Origin of the sequence: Paenibacillus hamazuiensis (genome assembly GCF_023276405.1) — a bacterium.
GTDB lineage: Bacteria > Bacillota > Bacilli > Paenibacillales > NBRC-103111 > Paenibacillus_AF > Paenibacillus_AF hamazuiensis.
Genome location: NZ_JALRMO010000001.1, coordinates 915,807 through 934,927, shown reverse-complemented (window position 1 = coordinate 934,927; position 19,121 = coordinate 915,807). Strand labels below are relative to the sequence as shown.

Sequence of the window (19,121 nt, the reverse complement as noted above, 5' to 3'; positions counted from 1 at the left end):
CCCGTAAGCCGGTTTTTCCGCCTCTCGGCTCTCTCTTCTCCCCGGCACGCCGCCCGACCCGGGCTGAGAGCCGGTTTTTCAGGCTCTCGGCACTTGGCGAGGCCCTCCGGCGGCGCTGTTAGCCGCTTTTTCCTCCTCTCGGCACTCTCTTCTCCCCGGCACGCCGCTCGACCCGGGCTGAGAGCCGCTTTTTCCGGCTCTCAGCACTCGGCGAGGCCCTCCGGCGGCGCTGAGAGCCGGTTTTTCCCCCTCTCGGCTCTCTCTTCTCCCCCGGCACGCCGCTCGACCCGGGCTGAGACCCGGTTTTTCAGGCTCTCAGCACTTGGCGAGGCCCTCCGGCGGGGCCGTAAGCTGGTTTTTCCGCCTCTCGGCTCTCCCTTCTCCCCGGCACGCCGCCTGACCCGGGCTGAGAGCCGGTTTTTCAGGCTCTCGTCACTCGTTGGGGTCCGCCGGCGACGCTGAGAGCCGCTTTTTCCGCCTCTCGGCTCTCCCTTCTCCCCGGCACGCCGCTCGACCCGGGCTGAGAGCCGGTTTTTCCGGCTCTCAACACTTGGCGAGGCCCTCCGGCGGCGCTGAGAGCCGGTTTTTCCGGCTCTCGGCACTCTCTTCACCCTGGCACGCCGCACGACCCGGGCTGAGAGCCGGTTTTTCAGGCTCTCAGCACTTGGCGAGGCCCTCCGGCGGCGCTGTTAGCCGCTTTTTCCGCCTCTCGGCTCTCCCTTCTCCCTGGCACGCCGCTCGACCCGAGCTGAGAGCCGGTTTTTCCGGCTCTCAGCACTCGGTGAGGCCCTCCGGCGGCGCTGTTAGCCGCTTTTTCCTCCTCTCGGCTCTCCCTTCTCCCTGGCACGCCGCTCGACCCGAGCTGAGAGCCGGTTTTTCCGGCTCTCAGCACTCGGCGGGGGCCTCCGGCGGCGCTGAGAGCCGCTTTTTCCTCCTCTCGGCTCTCTCTTCTCCCCGGCACGCCGCACGACCCGGGCTGAGAGCCGGTTTTTCAGGCTCTCGGCACTTGGCGAGGCCCTCCGGCGGCGCTGAGAGCCGCTTTTTCCTCCTCTCGGCTCTCTCTTCACCCCGGCACGCCGCTCGACCCGGGCTGAGAGCCGGTTTTTCAGGCTCTCGGCTCTCCCTTCACCCTGGCACGCCACCCGCCCCGGGCTGTTAGCCGCTTTTCCGCCTCTCGGCTCTCCCTCCCGCCCTGCTGCGGCAGAAAAAAAGCTCAACCCGGGCCGATACGGCCGGGCTGAGCTTTTTTAACATGCCGCTTACCGCAAGTATGTCCTGCGGGCGCTGCTTGCAAAATCCGGCGTTCCGTCCGGATGCCACTGCAGCTTGCTGACGAACGTATGCCGGTTCGGGTCGTAAAGCGGGTCGCCGACGATTTCCTTGTACGTCCGGGCGTGGAACACCAGCAGGTCGCAGGAGCCGTCCTCGGATACGGTAAAGCTGTTGTGCCCCGGTCCGTATAGGCCGGCTTCCTCATCGGTCGCCAGCACCGGCAGCTCCGACTTTTTCCACGAGGCCGGATTCAGCAGGTCCGCGTTTTCGTCCGCTTCCAGCAGCCCCATGCAGTAGTTGAAATCGGTCGCGCTCGCGGAGAAGGTGATAAAGATCCGACCGTTCCGCTTCAGCACGGCCGGACCTTCGTTGACCTTGAAGCCAATGATTTCCCAGCCGTATTCCGGCGTCGTGATCATCGCCTGCTCGCCGCGCAGCGTCCATGGGTTGCTCATTTCGGAAATGTACAGGTTCGAGTTGCCGGGAATCTCCGGATCTTTTTGCGCCCAAACCAGGTATCGGACGCCGCGGTGTTCGAAGGACGTGGCATCCAAGGAGAAGCTTTCCCATTTCGTGCGGATTTGGCCTTTCTCCGTCCATCCGCCTTCGAGAGGGTTGGCCGCATCCGTTTCCAGCACATACATGCGATGGTCGAACAAGCCGTCGTTCGTTTCCGTCGTACGGGCTGCGGCGAAATAAATGTACCATTTGCCGTCGACATGGTGAATCTCCGGCGCCCATATATTAGCGCTCAGCGGCCCGGTTTCGTGCTTTCGCCAAACGACGGCCGGCGTCGCTTCTTTCAAGCCTGCGATCGTGGGAGACCGGCGAATTTCGATACGATCGTATTCCGGCACCGAAGCGGTAAAGTAGTAATAACCGTCCGAGTGTTTATATATCCACGGATCGGCGCGCTGTTCGATCAGCGGAACGTTCACGTCCGTTTGTCCCTCTCTCATATCTCTCGTCTCTTTCATTGCTCTTCTCTCCTTCTCCTCCAATTGGTTGTTATATGAGCCTTACCCCTTCACTCCGCCGACGGTCAATCCCGAGACGAAATACCGCTGGAAAAAGACGAACACGAGCAATATCGGCAAAATGGCGAGCACCGAACCGGCGATCAAAATGTCGTAATTGTTGCCGTACGGCGTCACGAGGCTGGCAAGCCCGATCGGCAGCGTCATCTTGCTGCCCGTCTTGATGACGATCAGCGGCCAAACGAAGCTGTTCCAGCTGGCGAGCGCCTGCAGGATCGCCATCGCGCCGAACGCGGGGGCCATGAGCGGCACCATGATCCGGAAAAAGATGCCGTATTCCGAGCAGCCGTCGATCCTTCCCGCATCCAGAAAATCCTTCGGCAGCCCCGCCGCATATTGCCGGAAGAAAAAAATCGGCAGCGGGGATACGACAAAGGGCAAAATGACGCCGCTGAACGTATCGATCAGCCTGAAGGCGATCATCTGCTTGTATAAGGGCAGAATGATGATCTCCACCGGCACCATCATGACGAGCAGCACAAGCACGAATATAACGTTTCTGCCGAAAAACCGGTACATCGCGAGCCCGTAGCCGACCATCGACGACAGCAGAAGGCAGCAGACGGTGTATACGGCGGAAATCAGCAGGCTGTTTTGGTACCAGTCCAAATATTTTTTGGCCGAGGCGGAAAACAAAAACGCGTAATTGCGGAAAGACAGAAGCTCAGGCTGAAGTTTGACGTTAAGTCCGTACCGCAGCAGCTCCTTCGAAGGCTTCAGCGAAGCGAGCGCCAGACAGTAGAACGGAAACAGCGCCAGCGCGGCCAGGACGGCGAATAAAACGACAAGAAGAACGGTCGGAAGAAGCGGCTTTCGCTTGGCTATAATCACCCTCTACTCCTCCTTTTTAAACAAACCGAACGATTTCAGCTGGATCACATTGATGATCATAGTGATGACGAGCAGCGTAATGCCGACCGCCGAGCCGAAGCCGAGGTTGTTCTTCTCGATGCCTTCGCGGTACAGCAGCCCGACCACCGTCAGTCCGATATCGTTTGGCGAACGGTTGCCGTTCCACAAAATGAAGCTTTCGGTAAACATCGAATAACCGCCGTAAATGCTGATCGTGATAACGTAGATCGAAACCGGCTTCAGGAGCGGAAGCGTCACCTTCCAAAACTTGTGCCATACGCCGGCCCCGTCGATTTCCGCCGCTTCGTACAGCTCCTGCGGGATGCTTTGCAGCGCCGACAGGAAATAGATGATGTTGACGCCGATGTAACGCCAGCTCGCCAAAACGACAAGCACAAACATCGCGGTGCCCGAGCCGGCCAGCCAGTTGATCGTCGGCAAGCCGAACAGATGGCGGAATCCGTTCATCACCGATTCGTCGAGCGAGCCGAAAACGAGCCGGAAAACCGTTCCCGCCACGACGACCGACGTCAGCGAAGGAATAAACAAAGCCGAGCGGAAAAACGAGCTCCATTTCATCAGCGCCGAGTTCAGGAAAACGGCCAGCACGAGCGGCAGCGGAATGAGCACGACGAGTGTCCAGAACGTATATCTGCTGCTGTTCAGCAAAGCCGTATAAAACGATGCGCTCAGCAAATTTTTATAATTGTCCAGCCCGATAAAGCGGGTTTGCCCCGGAAGCACCTCCTGAAAGCTCATTTGGATCGTGCTGAATACCGGATAAGCGAAAAAAATAAGAAACGATAGAACGAACGGCAAAACGAATACATAAGGCGCAATCCGCGGAGAATACAGCAGCTTTTTCACCGCGCCGCCCTTCTCCAGCTTGCCCGCCGCCACAGCCGCCGTATCAGCTTTCACCTGGATACACGCTCCTTTCCGTTAAGCTGTTTCGCGCCGGCCTTGCGCAAATTTTTCCACGCTGCACAAAGCCGGTTGGCCTCAAGAAGCCATTGCTCTTACGCCCTTGCTTTATTTGATGCTTTTCGCAGCTTCGTCAAGCACCTGCTTCGGATCCTTCAGATCGTTGAGCACCTGGAACATCACTTTCGTCTTGACGGCGTCGGATACGGCGGGCGTCTTCTCCTTGATGTTGGTCGCCGCGATTTCGCTTTTCACCCCGGTTAAAATATCGAAAATATTTTTGCCGAAATAAGCCGTAAATTTGTTGTCTTCCTTCAGCGCCGGATCGTTCCATACGTCCGAACGGATCGGATCGAAGCCGAGCTGCTTCCAGATTTGAATGTTGCCTTCCTTGGAAATTTTCGCGTAGGCCAAAAACTTTTTGGCCAGAGCTTCGTTTTTCGATTGTTTCGTGATCACCGTACCCGTGCCGCCCATACCGGAAGAGCGCTTCTCCCCTTGCTTGAACACCGGCATCGGCTTGATGACGATTTTGTTTTTCAGGTCAGGCATGTAGTCGGTAAAGCGGCCCATGTACCACATCGGCATCCAGAGCGACGCGGCGCCGCCTTTGTTCATGAAACCGTAATATTCCTCGGCATGATGAAATCCTCCGGGCGCCACGACGGCGATTTTGTCCTTCACGAGCTTTTGCAGGAACGTCAGCACCTCCGAGTTGACCCCGTCGTTCATAATCACCTTGCCGTCCTTGTCGAGCAAATCGGAGCCGTGCTGCACGACGAGCGGCCAATACGACCATTGATCCGTTGTTTCAAGAGTCGTCATCGGCTTGCCGGTTTTCTCCACAACCTGCTTGCCGGCCTGCACATAATCGTCCCACGTCTTGATATTGTCGGGATTCACCCCGGCTTTGTCGAGAATTTCCTTGTTATAGTAAATCACTTCCGCGCCTACGTGATAATCGATGCCGTAATATTTGCCGTCCTTCGCGTAATTGTCGAGCCTCGACATGACAAGGTTCCCTTTTTCCGGGTCGACGATATCGTTCAGCGCCACAAGCTGCGGCTCGCCCTTCAGGAAATTGCCGATCTTGCTGATCTCGATGTCGGCCAAATCCGGGGCTCCCGTTCCCGACTGCAGCGCGACTAGCAGCTTGTTGTGGTTGTCGTCGTAGGGGAACGTCGTCGCTTCGAGCGAGATCTGTTCGTTCGGATTCGCTTTGTTCCACGACTCCGCCATGCTTTCGAAAAATTTCTGATGCAGCTCGTTAAACGTCCAGAACGTCAGCTTCGTGCCTGCGCCGTTTCCCGGTTTGGAGGCGCTGTCATTTGTACACGCAGACAATAAAAGCGAAGAAGCCAGAGCCAGGGATGTCGATAATTGAAGTGCTTTCTTCATCGTCAAATCCTCCCGTAACTTTTTTGGACAAGGTCTTGTAACCGCTTCCTAAACTGAATTATAATGTATATATAATATGTTTTATATAACCAATTGATTATAAAATTTATATTTTTAATTCAAATTTCGGTGAAAAATGCGAAGTGGACGGAATCGTGCTGGAGAAGCGTTAGCGGTCGCCTTTGTGAACGGATTTCAACCGCCGAATGGCTAAGCTATGAAATCCGTTCATAGGGGTCCCCGCAAAGTATTCGGACTAAACTGCGAAGGATTATCTTCACTTTGTGGGGTAGAGGAGCGATCGGAAGCACGAGCCGGGACACGAAGCGGGCTTTTTCACCGAACAACTTCCAGCGAGGTGCAGACCATGAACAAAACCGCTTTGTATAAGCAGATCCAGGAGGACATTAAAGCGAAGATCAAGAGCGGAGAGCTTCGCCCCAAAGACCGGGTGCCTTCGGAGCAGGAAATTATGGACGAGTATAAGGTGAGCAAAATCACGGTCAAAAACGCGCTCACCGCCTTGGCCGACGACGGACTCGTCGTACGGATTCAAGGAAAAGGCACGTTTGTCGCGGAGCAGGCCGGCTTGTCCGATACGCTGAAGATGACGGTTCGCAGAGGCGGCGCCGGCAACCTCGTCGGGTTTATCATTCCTACCTTGAAAACCAAAGTGATCCAGCGTCTGGTGGACCATGTCGAATATTACTTGAAGGAAGCCGGATTTCAAATGATTTTGTGGATTACGAGGGAGTCTTCGGCGGAGGAATCGCGGGCCATCAAGGAGTTGACCGAATCGGGAGTGAAGGGGCTTATCGTGTTTCCGACCGAGGATGAAAAATATAACGAATCGCTGCTGCGCTTGTCCCTGGACAAGTTTCCGTTCGTGTTCATCGACCGTTATTTAAGAAATATCGATACGTATACGATCACCTCCGACAATTTGGGCGGAGCGTACGAAACCGTATCTTATTTGCTGAACAAAGGGCACCGGCAGATCGCTTTGATCTCGCCCGAAAACGTAAACACCGCCATCGAGGATCGGACTGCCGGCTTCGAGAAAGCTTATATCGACCATGGCATTTCCATCGACAAAAACTTATGGTGCCACGTACCGCTGGACATATTGCGCAGCGACGATGCGCTCGGTTATATTACCGGCTTTTTGCAGAGCCGGCCGCAAATTACCGCTGCTTTTACGCTGACGGCCGAGATGGCCAACTTGACCGCCGGCTCCTTCAGGGTCGCCCTTCGGGACGAAACGCCGGTAGAGTTGATTTCCTTCGACGATCCCGGTATCCCGGGCGTTCCTTATGTAGCCCAGGACGAGAAGCAAATGGCCCACGACGCCGTAGAGCTGCTCCATATGCGGATGGGAAGCGAGCATGTGCCCCAGCATGTCGTCGTTCCGGTGAAGCTGGTGATGCCACCCACCGAAAGCGACGAAAATTTTCATGGGATAGGACATAAAGAAGCCCGCATATAGTCGGGGTAAAGAAGCTTTAATCCGCCTCCGGTTTGACAGGGCCGATGACGTACACCGTATAGCCGCGTTTCAAACCGAACCGTTTGGCGTACGAGTCGCTTTCGAAATACACATCGATCTTGTTCCCTTTGATCGCGCCGCCTGTGTCCTCGGCCCGGCGGAAGCCGATTCCGTCGATATACACCCACCAGCCCATCGGAATGATTCGGGGATCGACGGCAATGGTGCGCCCTTCCGCAGGACGGGTGCCCGAGGCGGTTTTCCCCGAGGAGCCGCCCGAGGAATAAGCGGACAACGTGACGCCCTCCAATATTTTTTTGGCCGGAATATCGGCTCTGCTCTTGACCGAAAATTCCACCGCCGGGGATAAATCCGCTGCCGCTGCGACCGGCTGCTTGGTGCCCACCGCAACGATCTGCTCGACGCTTTCTTTTTCCACGCGCTCTTCGATGATATTTTCCGCAACGAGCACGTTATCTTCGTATACCTTCTCCTTCCTCTTGACCAATGTGCCTTCCTTCCCTTTTTGAACGAGCTGCTGCTTGCCGGCGGGAAGCGTCGGATCGTTTCGTTTGACCACCTTGTAGTCGATCGTTTCGCTGGTTTCCTCGATGTTCTTGTTTACTCTGACGATCGTGATTTCCGTATTTTCCGCCACTTCCCGATCCAAGGCGGGAGAAATTTTATCATGTTCGCCAAGCGGGATATTCAGGTCCTTTAAGACGTTTTCCACCGTTTTTCCTATCGAATAATTCGTTTTTGTCGTCCCGCCCTCCGTGACCTGGACCGGGATTTCGCGGTTAATGATGATGCGGTGACCGTTCACGAGCCTCGCGTCCGGCGATACCGACAGGCGGTCGTGCTCTCCCGCAAAGATGCCTTGAGCCGCCAAAAACCGCGTCACGTCCGACTCGAACGTGCGGAACTTCTTTTCTTCCCCGTACAAAACGACGGTGACCTCTTTCATTGTCGTGCCGTAGAGCAGCACCAAAAAAATGATCGTGACAATGGAACATACAATACCTGAAGCGAAAATGACTCGTACATTATCTCGCTGCGAGCGTAACGCCAAGGACATGCCGGATGATCGCTTTACATGGGTTTTCGGAATGACGCCCATTTCATCGGTCCTCCTTCAAAGCCCCGCCATTTTTCCCGTGTACCGTATGACACACGACGCGACTTGTCAAAGTTTTGGTTAAAAAGTAAAAAGTCACGGGAAAGAGAACTTCCCGTGACTTTATTAGAACCAAAAAGACACGACAATTTGCTCTCATTGACGCTTGCGAGGTTAGCTGACGGATTCGGGCGGAGAGTCGCCCTACCCGGACATTCGACGAACGAATGCCGAGGATTCACCCCAAAACCGGCCGGACCGGCCGCCGCCCGGACGGTAAGTCCGGACGATGGTTCCCCCGCTTTCCTTAACGGAAATTCAGCGATTGATTACCACCGTATGTTGTTTTTTTATGAAGTATACGCGGACATCCGGAAAATAGAACTATTTTCCCCGGCTGACCCAGAACTTGACCCGGGTGCCCTTATCCACCTTCGTATGCGCGGCCGGGTCCTGCCTGAACACGGTGCCCTCGGCGGCCGCCGGGTTCGTTTCCAAAACATATTCGTAGCGCAGCCCTGCAGCCAGCGCCGCCTTCTCCGCTTCCGCCCGGGGAAGTCCGTTCAAATCCGGCGTTTCGACAATGGCGGTCTGCCCGGTGGTTTCGTTCCGGGGAGGCGGCGATTCCTTCGGTGCCGGCGTCGGGGAAGGTTTCTGCTGCTCCTGAGCGGCGACGGAAGCGGGCGGCTTCGAGCCGGCCTCCTTGTTTCCGCGCCAAGGCGAGAAGGACAACATCAGCATAAGACCGACGACGGCAATGATGCACGCAAGCGGAATGCCGAACCATAACATGCCTTTCGGGATTTCAATCCTCCCCCTTTCCCTTTCCGGTTGTTCGGCCTCCATCTCCTCTGCCGGCGCTTCCTCCCAGCGAGGTTCCATATGTTCTCTTGGCAAAACGATACGCGGAAGCTCTTTATTCTCTTCCTGACCTCCGTACAGGCGTCTGTGCACAACGTCCAGCTCCCGCACGAACGCGGCGAGAGCGGCTTTCCCATCCTCCCACGGCCTAAGCAGCCAGGCGATTTCCCGAGATTCGCGCGGAGTGAGGCCCGCGGCCCCGGATAATGCGGACGCCGTCCGCTCCTCTCCGGTCCATGCGGGGAGCGGCTCCGACCTGGTAAGGAGCTGGTGCAGCAGCATGCATAAGCCGCCGGCCCCCCGCCGGCTTACTTCCCCCTCCGACCAATGGTTCATCACCTTCAAGCCGTCGATATGACTGCACCATATATTTTCAGCGGTCACCGCAAAATGTATGTTGTGTTCCTCCGCTGCGCTCAGCATGCTTTGGCCTAATTGAAGCAGCATGGCGAGCAGCTCCTTCGGCGAAAAAGGGTGGCTGTGCAGCATATGAAGCAGCGGTTTACCGCCGGCGTTTTCCAAAACGACGAACAGATGCGGCGCCTGCACGCCCGCATCGAGAATGTGCAGGAAGTGGCGTCCGGACAAGTGCGCGCGGCTGCCGATATAAGCCAGTCCTCCTGCCCCCGACTTCAGCGGAGAAACGTACAGGACGGCTTCCCGCCGAAGCGAAAGGTCGGTTCCTCGCCAAACCGTCACATCGCCCGGAAGCTGAACGAGCTGCTCGTTCAACACATAACGATTGTTTATGACAGGCTCCATTTTTCAACCTCCCGATGAAACATCCTATGCTCATTCGAGACGATTCCATACGCCTACAAATTAAACTTTTCTCGAAAATGGCGTGTTTTCTGGGGGTGTCGGCAAAAAAAACTCTTCCCAAGGCCAACCCGGGAAGAGGCACTGTTCATTTATCGCTGCAGCGGTAACATGATATATATTGAAAGCCGAAAGCTGCGGAACAAATCCTCCAAGAGCGAAGTGAACCTTTGCAGCCTATACCTCGTACTTTTGTGAAAGCCCCCGGTGACCCACAAAAATTAGCCATGCATCATTTCCATAGCAACAAAAAAGCGGTCCCCCGCTGACAAGCAAGGGACCGCCGGCTTATACCCGCCGGGTTACTTCGATCTTGGCCAATTTCTCGTAATAGCGGATCAGGCTGCCATGGTCGCACTCGCCCATCCCGTCCGTTTTGAGCGCCTGCATCATTTCCATGACCGCAGCCGTCAGCGGCAGCGGCACGCCGACCTCATGCGACGTTTCCAGCACGTTGCCGAGGTCCTTGATATGCAAATTGATGCGGAAGCCCGGGTCGAATTTGCGGTCCAGCACAAGCGGCGCTTTCGCATCCAGCACCGTGCTGCCGGCAAGCCCGCCGCGAATCGCCTGGTACACCAGCTCCGGCTCGACGCCGGCTTTGCTGGCCAGCACAAGCGCCTCGGACATCGCGGCGATGTTGATCGCGACGATGATCTGGTTCGCCAGCTTCGTCACGTTGCCTGCGCCGATATCGCCGGTGCGCACGACGGAGGCCGCCATCGTCTTCATCACTGGATAACATCTGTCGAAGACATCCTGTCTTCCGCCGACCATGACGGATAACGTACCCTCGATGGCCTTAGGCTCGCCGCCGCTGACCGGGGCATCCAGCATGTCGATGCCTTTTTCCGCCAGCTCCCGGGCGATTTCCTGGCTTGTGAGCGGAGCGATCGAGCTCATATCGATGACGACGGTGCCCGGCTTCGCTCCTTCGATGATGCCGCCCGCTCCGAGGATGACCTCGCGCACCTGCGGCGAGTTGGGCAGCATCGTAATGATGACGTCGGTTTGCTCCGCCAATGCTTTCGGGTTTGCCGCCGTTTTGGCTCCTGCGGCGACCAGCTCCGCCGCCTGCTTGCTCGTTTCGAGCACGGTGACCTCGTAGCCCGCTTTGAGCACGTTTTTGCTCATCGGTTTTCCCATAATGCCAAGACCGATAAATCCGACTTTCATTGTAAAAATCCTCCTTCGTTTTACAATGTCCCAAGGGGAGTGAAATGGCCCTCCGAATCCTTTTTCGTTAGAGCGGTAAGAGCCGCTGTTAGCGAACCAGGCAAGGACGTTTGTTGTCGAACTTCCAACCGGGAATTAAATACTGCATCGCGATCGCATCGTCGCGGGCCCCGAGCCCGTGCTGCTTATAGAGCCGGTGCGCCTTTTCCAGCTGCTCCATATCGAGTTCCACGCCGAGCCCCGGCTTGTCCGGAACGGCCACCTTGCCGTTTACGATCTTGAGCGGCTCCTTGGTGATGCGCTGCCCGTCCTGCCAAATCCAATGCGTGTCGATCGCGGTGATTTTGCCCGGTGCCGCCGCAGCCACATGCGTAAACATCGCAAGCGAAATGTCCAGATGATTGTTCGAATGCGAGCCCCACGTCAGCCCCCATTCATGGCACATCTGGGCGACGCGGACCGATCCCTGCATCGTCCAGAAATGCGGGTCCGCGAGCGGAATGTCGACCGACTGCAGCTGGATCGCATGCCCCATCTGCCGCCAGTCGGTGGCGATCATGTTCGTCGCCGTCGGCAGACCGGTGGCCCGGCGGAATTCGGCCATCACCTCGCGGCCGGAGTAGCCGTTTTCGGCTCCGCACGGATCTTCGGCGTAAGCGAGCACATGATGCCGATCGCGGCAAAGACGTATCGCTTCGGCAAGCGACCATGCGCCGTTCGGATCGAGCGTAATGCGCGCCTCGGGGAACCGCTCGGCCAAAGCCGTAACCGCCTCGATCTCCTCGTCGCCGCGCAGCACGCCGCCCTTCAGCTTAAAGTCGCCAAAGCCGTATCGCTTGTAAGCCGCTTCGGCGAGCCGGACGATCGCTTCCGGAGTCATCGCCTCCTCGTGGCGCAGGCGCAGCCAATCGTCCTCCGCGCCCGGATCGCTGTGATACGGAAGATCGGTTTTGGTGCGGTCGCCGACATAGAACAAATAGCCGAGCATCTCGACCTCGTCCCGCTGCTGGCCTTCCCCGAGCAGCGCCGCCACCGGCACGTTCAAATATTGCCCGACCAGATCGAGCAGAGCCGCTTCCAAAGCGGTCACCGCATGAATCGTGATGCGCAGATCGAACGTTTGCAGGCCTCGGCCGCCGGCGTCCCGGTCGGCAAACCGGCCGCGCACGGCATTCAAAATGTTGTTGTAGCGGCCGATAGGCTGGCCGACAACAAGCTCGCGGGCATCCTCCAGCGTCTGCCGGATGTTCTCGCCGCCCGGCACTTCGCCGACACCGGTGTTCCCCGCGCTGTCGCGCAGGATGACGATATTGCGGGTAAAAAACGGAGCATGCGCGCCGCTTAAGTTCAGCAGCATGCTGTCGTGACCGGCGACAGGTACGACCGTCATCTCCGTGACGGCCGGGGTGCCGGTAAAGGTTTGAGCTTGCGGGTTTTGCGGCATCGTTTTTCACTCTCCCAGTTATGATGTCAAAACGTCAGGATTCGCTCAGCCGCTTCATCACCTTGTCCCTGACATGGCTGAGATGGCGGTACATGGCGGTATAAGCGGCTACCGGATCCCGGCTGCGCAGCGCCTCGAAGATCGCCCGGTGCTCTTCCAGCGTCGCCGCAAAACTGCGGTCGATCGGCGGAATCTGGCCCAAGGTGTCGTCGAACATGTCGAGCAGCGGGTCGACGCATCCTTCCAAAATGCGGTTGTTGGCGCTGAGCGCAATGATCCGGTGGAACTCCTTGTCGATCGGCGTGTAATCATCCTCGTTTTCCTCCATCGCCTTCAGCAGACCGCCAAGCTGCCCCAGCTGCGCATCGGTGATCTTCTCCGCAGCCATCGTAACCAAACCCAGCTCGAGCGCGATGCGCGCTTCCATGATGGAAGGAATATCCCCGGCCGACAAGGCGAGCATGATGGAAAAAGGCTTGCTGCCGATTTTGTCGGCGAAAAAAGTGCCTTCCCGCGTCTTCCGCCGCACGATTCCCATCGTCTCGAGCGAACTTAACGCCTCGCGGATAACCGGACGGCTCACCGCCAGCATGTCGCACAGTTCGTTTTCCGTCGGCAGCTTGTCTCCCGGATTGTAGCGGCGGCTCATCAGCAAATCGATCAGCCGGTCGACAACCTGCTTCGCCATCGGCTCGCGCGTAATCGTTTTCAACTGAAGACGCTTCGAATCGGATTCCACATCCGCCACCCCCTTTTTGTCTAATTGTAAGACAAATTGACCAATGCGTCAATACAGAGAGTTCGGGATCCTCCATTGATGCGCAAAAATTAGCCGTGCATTATTTTCTAAATAAAAACAAAGCGGCACGGAATCGATTGACGATTCCTGTGCCGCTTTCCGCTTCGCAAAATAAAGAACTTTGGTTCCGCTGCGGGTAAAACTTCCGACGAAGCCTTTTCGATGCAGATACATTCGTGTTTTATATGAGCTGAACAAAATATTGACATCCTTCTTCATATTACAGCAACATTATGCTAAGATTTATGAAAAACAGGTTCGTTTCTTGATTCTTTTTGATCATTCGTGCGTTCCGGCAAAGGAGTGTCTTCAGATGAACGAGCTGATCGGAAAAAAATATCATATCGGGGACTCCGCATTTTCCATTCAGCAAATGCGACGTTTCGGCTTTTCCGCCATGCCCCGGCCGCACTCGCATTCGTTTTACGAGCTGTATTACCTGCTGCGGGGGGAGCGGGTCTATTTTATGAACGGCAAAGTGTACACCGCGCAAAAAGGCGACATGGTGATCGTGATCCCTAACGATCTTCATTCCACCGCAAGCTCGCAGGTCGAAGAGTTCGAGCGCGTGCTCGTCCACGTGACTCCGGAATTTTTGCCTGCGGAGGACCGCTCCATTTTGCAGCTTCCGCCGTTTCGGGAATCGACCCTGCTGCGGGCCCCGCTCAAGGAGCAAGCCGAAATCGAGCACCTGCTGCTGCAAATGCTGGCCGAATGCAGGGAGGAGCAGCCGTTTTATCCGTCCTATGTCCGGCAGCTCGTGCTGAAGCTGCTCATCCGGCTTCACCGCATGAACGCGCACATCCCGAAGTCGGCGCATTCCGACCATCCGATGCACCAGAAGGTGTCCGACATCACCGCATATATTCATGAGCATTACAGGGAGCCTTTAACTTTGGAGCAGCTGGCGAAAATATTTTTCATCAGCCCCGCTTACTTAAGCCGCGTGTTCCTGAAGCTGACAGGCTTTCACCTCGGCGAATATATCAGAGTCGTGCGCATCCGGGAGGCGCAGAAGATGCTGAGATCGTCGCGGGAAAAAGTTCACCTTATCGCCGAGCAGGTCGGCTTCGAGCATATTTCGCATTTCAACAAAACGTTCAAAAAGCTGACCGGCTTCTCGCCGCTCCACTACCGGAAGCAGCATAAGGACAGGGGCTAGGCGCGCCGGTTCGCGTCCCGGTTTTGCGCGCCTGATCCGGCTCCTTTCCCGTTTACCTAACGCTCACCGCACCCGGCTTGCCGGCGACCTCCGGAGCGACGCTCACCTTCCGCTGCGTTGCTTCAATAAGCGCGTCCCTGCATACAATGCGATCGGACCGCTCGCCGCTGACCGCGAGCATAACTTCGTCCGCCGCCGCGGCGCCCGCCAGGCGCACGATGTCCACGTCGCTGCAATGGTGCAGCTTGACAAGCGGGCCCCGCTCCGTGTACAGACGCACGTCCTCGAGCGAAAGCCCTTTGGCGTTGCGGCAAATCGCCCCTTGCTTGGCGGTGGCCGTGAAGCCACGGACAGTCACGTCCTCCAGCGGCATTTCCTCCAGGCCGTTCACCAGCAGCGCCGTCTCCGCCCCGTCGCAGATGAGGTCGCGCATATCGATGCGCCGGAATACCGGCGTCTTCTCGGAAACCGGATGTTTCTCCTCGTTTGTTTCCTCCGAGCCTTCCTTTCCCTCGTAAAAAAGATGGAACGAGATCGCTTCCCCGGCAATGTCCGTCATGCGGATCCGTTCGATGGCAATATCCTCGACCGTGCCGCCGCGTCCGCGGGCGCTTTTGAAGCGCAGCCCGATATCCGTCCCCATAAACGTGCAGTCGCTGACCTCGATATGCCGGACGCCGCCGGACATCTCGCTGCCGATGACGAACCCGCCGTGGCCGTGGTACACCGTGCAGCCGCGGATGGCGACGTATTCAGTCGGCAGGCCGAGCGCCCGCCCAGCTTCGTCTTTGCCCGATTTCATGCAGATCGCATCATCGCCAACGTCGAACGAGCATTTTTCCACGACGGCATAACGGCACGAGTCAAGGTCAAGGCCGTCGCCGTTTTGCGCGAACCACGGGTTGCGAACGGTGACGCCGCGGATCGTCAAATGCTCGCACGCCCACGGATGCAGGTTCCAGGCAGCCGAGTTTTGGAACGTCGGCCCTTCAAGCAGGATGCGTCTGCATTTGCGGAAGCTGAGCAAATTCGGCCGCAAATAATCGCGGTACGGCGCATAGTCGTCCGGATTGAGGTTCCCTTCCCGCAGCAGCCGGGCAACCTGCACGGAGCCTTCCTTCGCGGCCTCTGTCGGCCACCACATCTCGCCGTCCACGACTCCGCCGGAGCCAATCAGGCGATTCCACTGCTTTTCGGTCATCTTCCAGTTTTTGACCGGCCTCCACGCTTCGCCTCCGCCGTCGAATACACCTCTGCCCGTTATCGCCAGATGCTCGGCATTTTCGGCGTCCAGCGGCGATTGGCAGCGTACCGCGGGCCTTCCCTCGAAATGGGACAACACAAGCGGATAATCCTCGCTGCGCCGGCTGAACCGAACGACCGCGCCCGCTTCCGCATGCAGCTCAAGCCGGCTCGTCAGCTTGAGCGGGCCTGTCAGCCACACTCCGGGAGGGATGATCACCCTGCCTCCTCCCGCCACGGAGCATGCCTCAATCGCCCGACGGAACGCTTCCGTATTATCCGTTCTGCCGTCCCCTGCCGTTCCGTAGTCGGTAAGCCGCACCGTGTAGTCCGGAATGTCCGGCAGCAGCACCTCGGGCATCGTTGCTCGCGGAAATGTCCGCATTCTATTCTCTTGTTTGCTCATCGCTACAGTTCCTTTCCAACTCCTTAAGGTCTGAGCAAATTATAAAGCAATCTTGATCTCATTTTCTCGATATATCGTTGTCATATTCCTTCAAACTTGAATATCGTTGATATCGGCAGTTGGATGCCGCGCCAGCCGCTTACCTCGCATTGGCCATATTCGTTATCACCCGCAGCAACCACCGTGCCGTCCGATTTAAGGCCGAGAGTATGGGCGCAACCCGCCGCAACCGCCACGATATCGCGCCAGCCGCTTACATTGCATTGGCCGTGCTCATTCCAACCCGCAGCCGCCACCGTGCCGTCCGATTTAAGCCCGACGGTATGATGACTGCCCGCCGCTATCGCCACAACACTGCGCCAGCCGTTTACCTCGCATTGATTGTGCTTATTCAAACCTACAGCCGCCACCGTGCCGTCCGATTTAAGACCGACAGTATGCCAGTCACCCGCCGCGACCGCCGCCATATCGCGCCAGCCGCCTACATTGCATTCGCCTTCATTATTTCGGCCCACAGCTACCACCGTGCCATCCTTTTTAAGCCCAACGGTGCGACACCAACCTGCCGCAACCGCTGCAATATCGCGCCAGCCGCTTACATTGCATTGGCCATGCTTATTCCAACCCGCAGCCGCCACAGTACCGTCCGATTTAAGACCGATTGTATGAGCGTTACCCGTGTTCGTCGCCATATGAACATTGCCGGCCGCAACCGCCACCATATCGCCCCAGCCGCTTACATCACATTGGCCATATTTATTATCGCCCACAGCTATCACCGTGCCGTCCGATTTAAGCCCTACGGTATGGCGACGACCCGCCGCTATGATATCCTTAGGCCACCGTTTCACCTTTAACGCCGCTTCTTTCGGTGAAATGTAATCCATGTTTTCCTCCTTGAAAACAAAACCTTTTTTATTTATAAAACGGCCCCTCTCCGAGCGGGTGCCGCAAAATTCGCTTCCGGACGATCCGCACCTCCACGCGGGTCCTTTTCCCGATCATAGCGATTCGGACACGGGATTTCAACACGGAGCAGCGCCCGACAGCGTGCCGCTTTCGGTACACAGCAAAAGGAGCCTGCCATCTTCCCGATGGCCGGCCCCCTTCCGCTATTTCCCCGTCTGTTCCTTCGCATCCGTAATCACGATTTCCCCATCATCGAAAAACACCTTCATCTTCATGCTTTCGCTGACGAAACGAACGGGCACCAGCGTGATGCCTTCGCGGATGACGGCCGGCGAATCCAATACGTGAAGCGCACCGTTCACGTAGGCATCCTTTTGATCGATGACCAGCTCAATTTTGATATCGTCCTTCGTCAGTGTTACGCGCCGGGCCTCCGCATTCCAGTCGACCTTAGCCCCAAGCGCTTCCCCGATAAACCGGATCGGCACCATGGTGCGGCCTTCCAGCGTAAAGGGAGCGACTTCGAGCGTATAAGCCTGCTCATCTACCGCGGCCGACGTCGAATCCAGCTTCAAGGCGATCGTTTTGAAAGATTATGCCTTATCGTTGACATAGTTCGAAGCCGGATCGCCGAATTGGATCGGTTTGGACATGACGGTGCCAAAGGACGTTTCGACTTCCACGACGTAATACTCCCCGTTTTTGATCGAACCGTTATTGTTCGCATACAAATCGAAGGTGACGTTTCCTCGGAAGCTGCCCACCGACTCCTTCACGTCCTTCTTAAATCCGGTGTTCACGGCCGTTTCTCCTTGCATGATGCCGAGGAGCCAACCGGTGCCCGCACGGTTCGTTCTCCATATGCCGTGGTAGCCGTCTTTGCCGTCCTTATCGGTGGAGCGCAAAATCACCGCAAGCACTTCCGTTTTTTGCGCAAAGCTGAGTTTAAGCCGGAAATGTCCGTCCTTCCGCTGATCGGGAACAAGCTCGGAGATGCCGGTAAGGTCGGAGTCAAGGTCCAGCCAGCTGAACTCGCGGATCGCTACGGGCGCATAAGACGTTTCATTTTCGGCAAAAGGTGTGGTGAATGATCTTAACGTGCCGCCCCCCGTCGCGATTTCCAAATAGTAATATTCGCCCGGCTTCATGCTGTTGTTATCCGAAGCATATAGCTCCAGCTGCACGACTCCTTTGAATGTGCCAAGCGTTTCCTGAAAGCCCGTGTTTATGATTTTGCCGTCCTGCACCACCGCGAGCAGATTGCCGATATCGCCGGTTCCGGCTTTCCATGTTTTCCAGATGCCGTGGTTCGTGTCTTTGCCGTTTGCATCGGCGGTTTTCATCGTAATGGTCTTGATCTCAAATCCATCTCCCGCATCGAGCAGCAAACTGAAATGACCATCCCGGGTGCCGTCCGGCGCCGAAGTTTTATCAAGAGATATGCGGTCCAATTCTTTGTCCAAAAAACGGAACTGTTCAATTTGTAAAACAGGTCCGGTTTGAACCGAAGCTGATGCAGGACTCCCGGCGACAAAAGAGGCACTGAGCAGCGCCGAGCATACTGCGGCTGACAAAATTCCCTTGCTAAGCATATTTTTTTTCATGGTAGCCTCCCAAAATAATATGAATTGGATGGAGTTCCCCCTCTGTGCAGCTTTCCCGCCCAGATGCAGTACCCCATTCCCACGTAGGCCAGTCCCCAAAAGGTGGCGAACCATTCCCCGGGAAGCAGAAAGCCGGAAAACGGCATAACCGCGTAAAGGGCCGCCACCCAGCGCGGAAATACGCCGGCCCGAAACGTAAGAAACGCGAAGACGAGTGTCCCCGCCATCCCTCCGACCAAGGAAATCATCCGCGTTACAGTCAGCACTGCACCCCCGGTTTCGGGGACGCTCCCCAGGACAAAAATCGTCCAAAGCATGCAGGTCGTCACGATATTGCTTAAAATAACGGTTACCGTAACGATAAAGCCAAGCACGCCCGTTTCCTTCGACTGCACCAAATAAGACGCGATCGTCCCTACACACATCAATAGACAAGCGATAAAACCGAACGTCAGCTCCTGAGCGCTGTCCGATCCCCAGATAAGCGCCATCGGCGTCATCCCTATCCGGGCGATCCCGCCCAGCAGACAAATCAAGCCGAGCCACCTCACAACCTGATCCATATTCATGAATAATCCCTCCATCCCCAATACACCCCGGCCAGGGGGCCGCC

17 protein-coding genes and 1 riboswitch are annotated in these 19,121 nt (G+C 56.7%); of the genes, 2 read left to right on the top strand and 15 right to left on the bottom strand.

Annotated elements, in window-relative coordinates; all coding sequences use genetic code 11:
* Nucleotides 1-649: 649 nt before the first annotated feature.
* The 5 genes from MYS68_RS03730 to MYS68_RS03710 all read right to left on the bottom strand — a co-directional run bounded on the left by MYS68_RS03730 (nucleotide 650) and on the right by MYS68_RS03710 (nucleotide 5,483).
* Nucleotides 650-892: a hypothetical protein gene (locus MYS68_RS03730; protein WP_248924537.1), complete on the bottom strand. Its 243-nt coding sequence runs from the start codon at nucleotides 890-892 to the stop codon at nucleotides 650-652.
* A 367-nt stretch (nucleotides 893-1,259) separates the two neighbouring features.
* Nucleotides 1,260-2,249, bottom strand: a complete 990-nt coding sequence (locus MYS68_RS03725) for a glycoside hydrolase family 43 protein (RefSeq protein ID WP_248924536.1) — start codon at nucleotides 2,247-2,249, stop codon at nucleotides 1,260-1,262.
* Nucleotides 2,250-2,291: 42 nt separating this feature from the next.
* Nucleotides 2,292-3,137 (bottom strand): carbohydrate ABC transporter permease, encoded by an 846-nt coding sequence (locus MYS68_RS03720; protein ID WP_420852202.1) that lies wholly within the window; start codon nucleotides 3,135-3,137, stop codon nucleotides 2,292-2,294.
* A gap of 6 nt (nucleotides 3,138-3,143) precedes the next feature.
* The gene (locus MYS68_RS03715) at nucleotides 3,144-4,082 is read right to left on the bottom strand and encodes a carbohydrate ABC transporter permease (protein WP_248924535.1); all 939 of its coding nucleotides are present in this window, start codon (nucleotides 4,080-4,082) and stop codon (nucleotides 3,144-3,146) included.
* Between the two features lie 111 nt (nucleotides 4,083-4,193).
* Nucleotides 4,194-5,483 carry an ABC transporter substrate-binding protein gene (locus MYS68_RS03710; protein WP_248924534.1) on the bottom strand — a complete coding sequence of 430 codons (1,290 nt, stop codon included), beginning with the start codon at nucleotides 5,481-5,483 and terminating at the stop codon, nucleotides 4,194-4,196.
* 367 nt (nucleotides 5,484-5,850) lie between these two features.
* Between MYS68_RS03710 and MYS68_RS03705 the strand changes: the two genes are divergently transcribed.
* A complete protein-coding gene (locus MYS68_RS03705; protein ID WP_248924533.1) occupies nucleotides 5,851-6,969 on the top strand; it encodes a GntR family transcriptional regulator in 1,119 nt (372 codons plus the stop codon).
* Between the two features lie 16 nt (nucleotides 6,970-6,985).
* On the opposite strand, the gene MYS68_RS03700 is transcribed toward MYS68_RS03705, so the two are convergent.
* The 5 genes from MYS68_RS03700 to MYS68_RS03680 form a co-directional block, all read right to left on the bottom strand.
* The gene (locus MYS68_RS03700; RefSeq protein ID WP_248924532.1) at nucleotides 6,986-8,089 is read right to left on the bottom strand and encodes a 3D domain-containing protein; all 1,104 of its coding nucleotides are present in this window, start codon (nucleotides 8,087-8,089) and stop codon (nucleotides 6,986-6,988) included.
* Nucleotides 8,090-8,234: 145 nt separating this feature from the next.
* Nucleotides 8,235-8,420: riboswitch (cyclic di-AMP (ydaO/yuaA leader) on the bottom strand.
* 50 nt (nucleotides 8,421-8,470) lie between these two features.
* Nucleotides 8,471-9,709 (bottom strand): PASTA domain-containing protein, encoded by a 1,239-nt coding sequence (locus MYS68_RS03695; protein ID WP_248924531.1) that lies wholly within the window; start codon nucleotides 9,707-9,709, stop codon nucleotides 8,471-8,473.
* A 345-nt stretch (nucleotides 9,710-10,054) separates the two neighbouring features.
* The gene (gene garR / locus MYS68_RS03690) at nucleotides 10,055-10,969 is read right to left on the bottom strand and encodes a 2-hydroxy-3-oxopropionate reductase (protein ID WP_338043663.1); all 915 of its coding nucleotides are present in this window, start codon (nucleotides 10,967-10,969) and stop codon (nucleotides 10,055-10,057) included.
* A gap of 61 nt (nucleotides 10,970-11,030) precedes the next feature.
* Nucleotides 11,031-12,386, bottom strand: coding sequence for a glucarate dehydratase (gudD, locus tag MYS68_RS03685; RefSeq protein WP_248924529.1), 1,356 nt, complete (start codon nucleotides 12,384-12,386; stop codon nucleotides 11,031-11,033).
* A gap of 34 nt (nucleotides 12,387-12,420) precedes the next feature.
* Nucleotides 12,421-13,074, bottom strand: a complete 654-nt coding sequence (locus tag MYS68_RS03680) for a FadR/GntR family transcriptional regulator (protein ID WP_248930803.1) — start codon at nucleotides 13,072-13,074, stop codon at nucleotides 12,421-12,423.
* A gap of 424 nt (nucleotides 13,075-13,498) precedes the next feature.
* Here MYS68_RS03680 and MYS68_RS03675 point away from each other — a divergent pair, with 424 nt between their 5' ends.
* Nucleotides 13,499-14,347 carry a helix-turn-helix transcriptional regulator gene (locus MYS68_RS03675; protein ID WP_248924528.1) on the top strand — a complete coding sequence of 283 codons (849 nt, stop codon included), beginning with the start codon at nucleotides 13,499-13,501 and terminating at the stop codon, nucleotides 14,345-14,347.
* Nucleotides 14,348-14,399: 52 nt separating this feature from the next.
* Here the strand turns inward: MYS68_RS03675 and MYS68_RS03670 are convergent, their stop codons facing one another.
* The 5 genes from MYS68_RS03670 to MYS68_RS03650 all read right to left on the bottom strand — a co-directional run bounded on the left by MYS68_RS03670 (nucleotide 14,400) and on the right by MYS68_RS03650 (nucleotide 19,077).
* Complete coding sequence (locus MYS68_RS03670; RefSeq protein ID WP_248924527.1) at nucleotides 14,400-15,995, bottom strand: glycoside hydrolase family 28 protein; 1,596 nt, start codon at nucleotides 15,993-15,995, stop codon at nucleotides 14,400-14,402.
* Nucleotides 15,996-16,075: 80 nt separating this feature from the next.
* A complete protein-coding gene (locus tag MYS68_RS03665) occupies nucleotides 16,076-16,882 on the bottom strand; it encodes an RCC1 domain-containing protein (RefSeq protein WP_248924526.1) in 807 nt (268 codons plus the stop codon).
* Between the two features lie 225 nt (nucleotides 16,883-17,107).
* Nucleotides 17,108-17,479, bottom strand: coding sequence for a copper amine oxidase N-terminal domain-containing protein (locus MYS68_RS03660; protein WP_248924525.1), 372 nt, complete (start codon nucleotides 17,477-17,479; stop codon nucleotides 17,108-17,110).
* Between the two features lie 18 nt (nucleotides 17,480-17,497).
* On the bottom strand, nucleotides 17,498-18,508 hold the full coding sequence (locus tag MYS68_RS03655; protein WP_248924524.1) for a copper amine oxidase N-terminal domain-containing protein: 1,011 nt from the start codon (nucleotides 18,506-18,508) through the stop codon (nucleotides 17,498-17,500).
* On the bottom strand, nucleotides 18,505-19,077 hold the full coding sequence (locus MYS68_RS03650) for a hypothetical protein (protein ID WP_248924523.1): 573 nt from the start codon (nucleotides 19,075-19,077) through the stop codon (nucleotides 18,505-18,507). The genes MYS68_RS03655 and MYS68_RS03650 overlap by 4 nt, the downstream gene beginning before the upstream one ends.
* Nucleotides 19,078-19,121 lie beyond the last annotated feature (44 nt).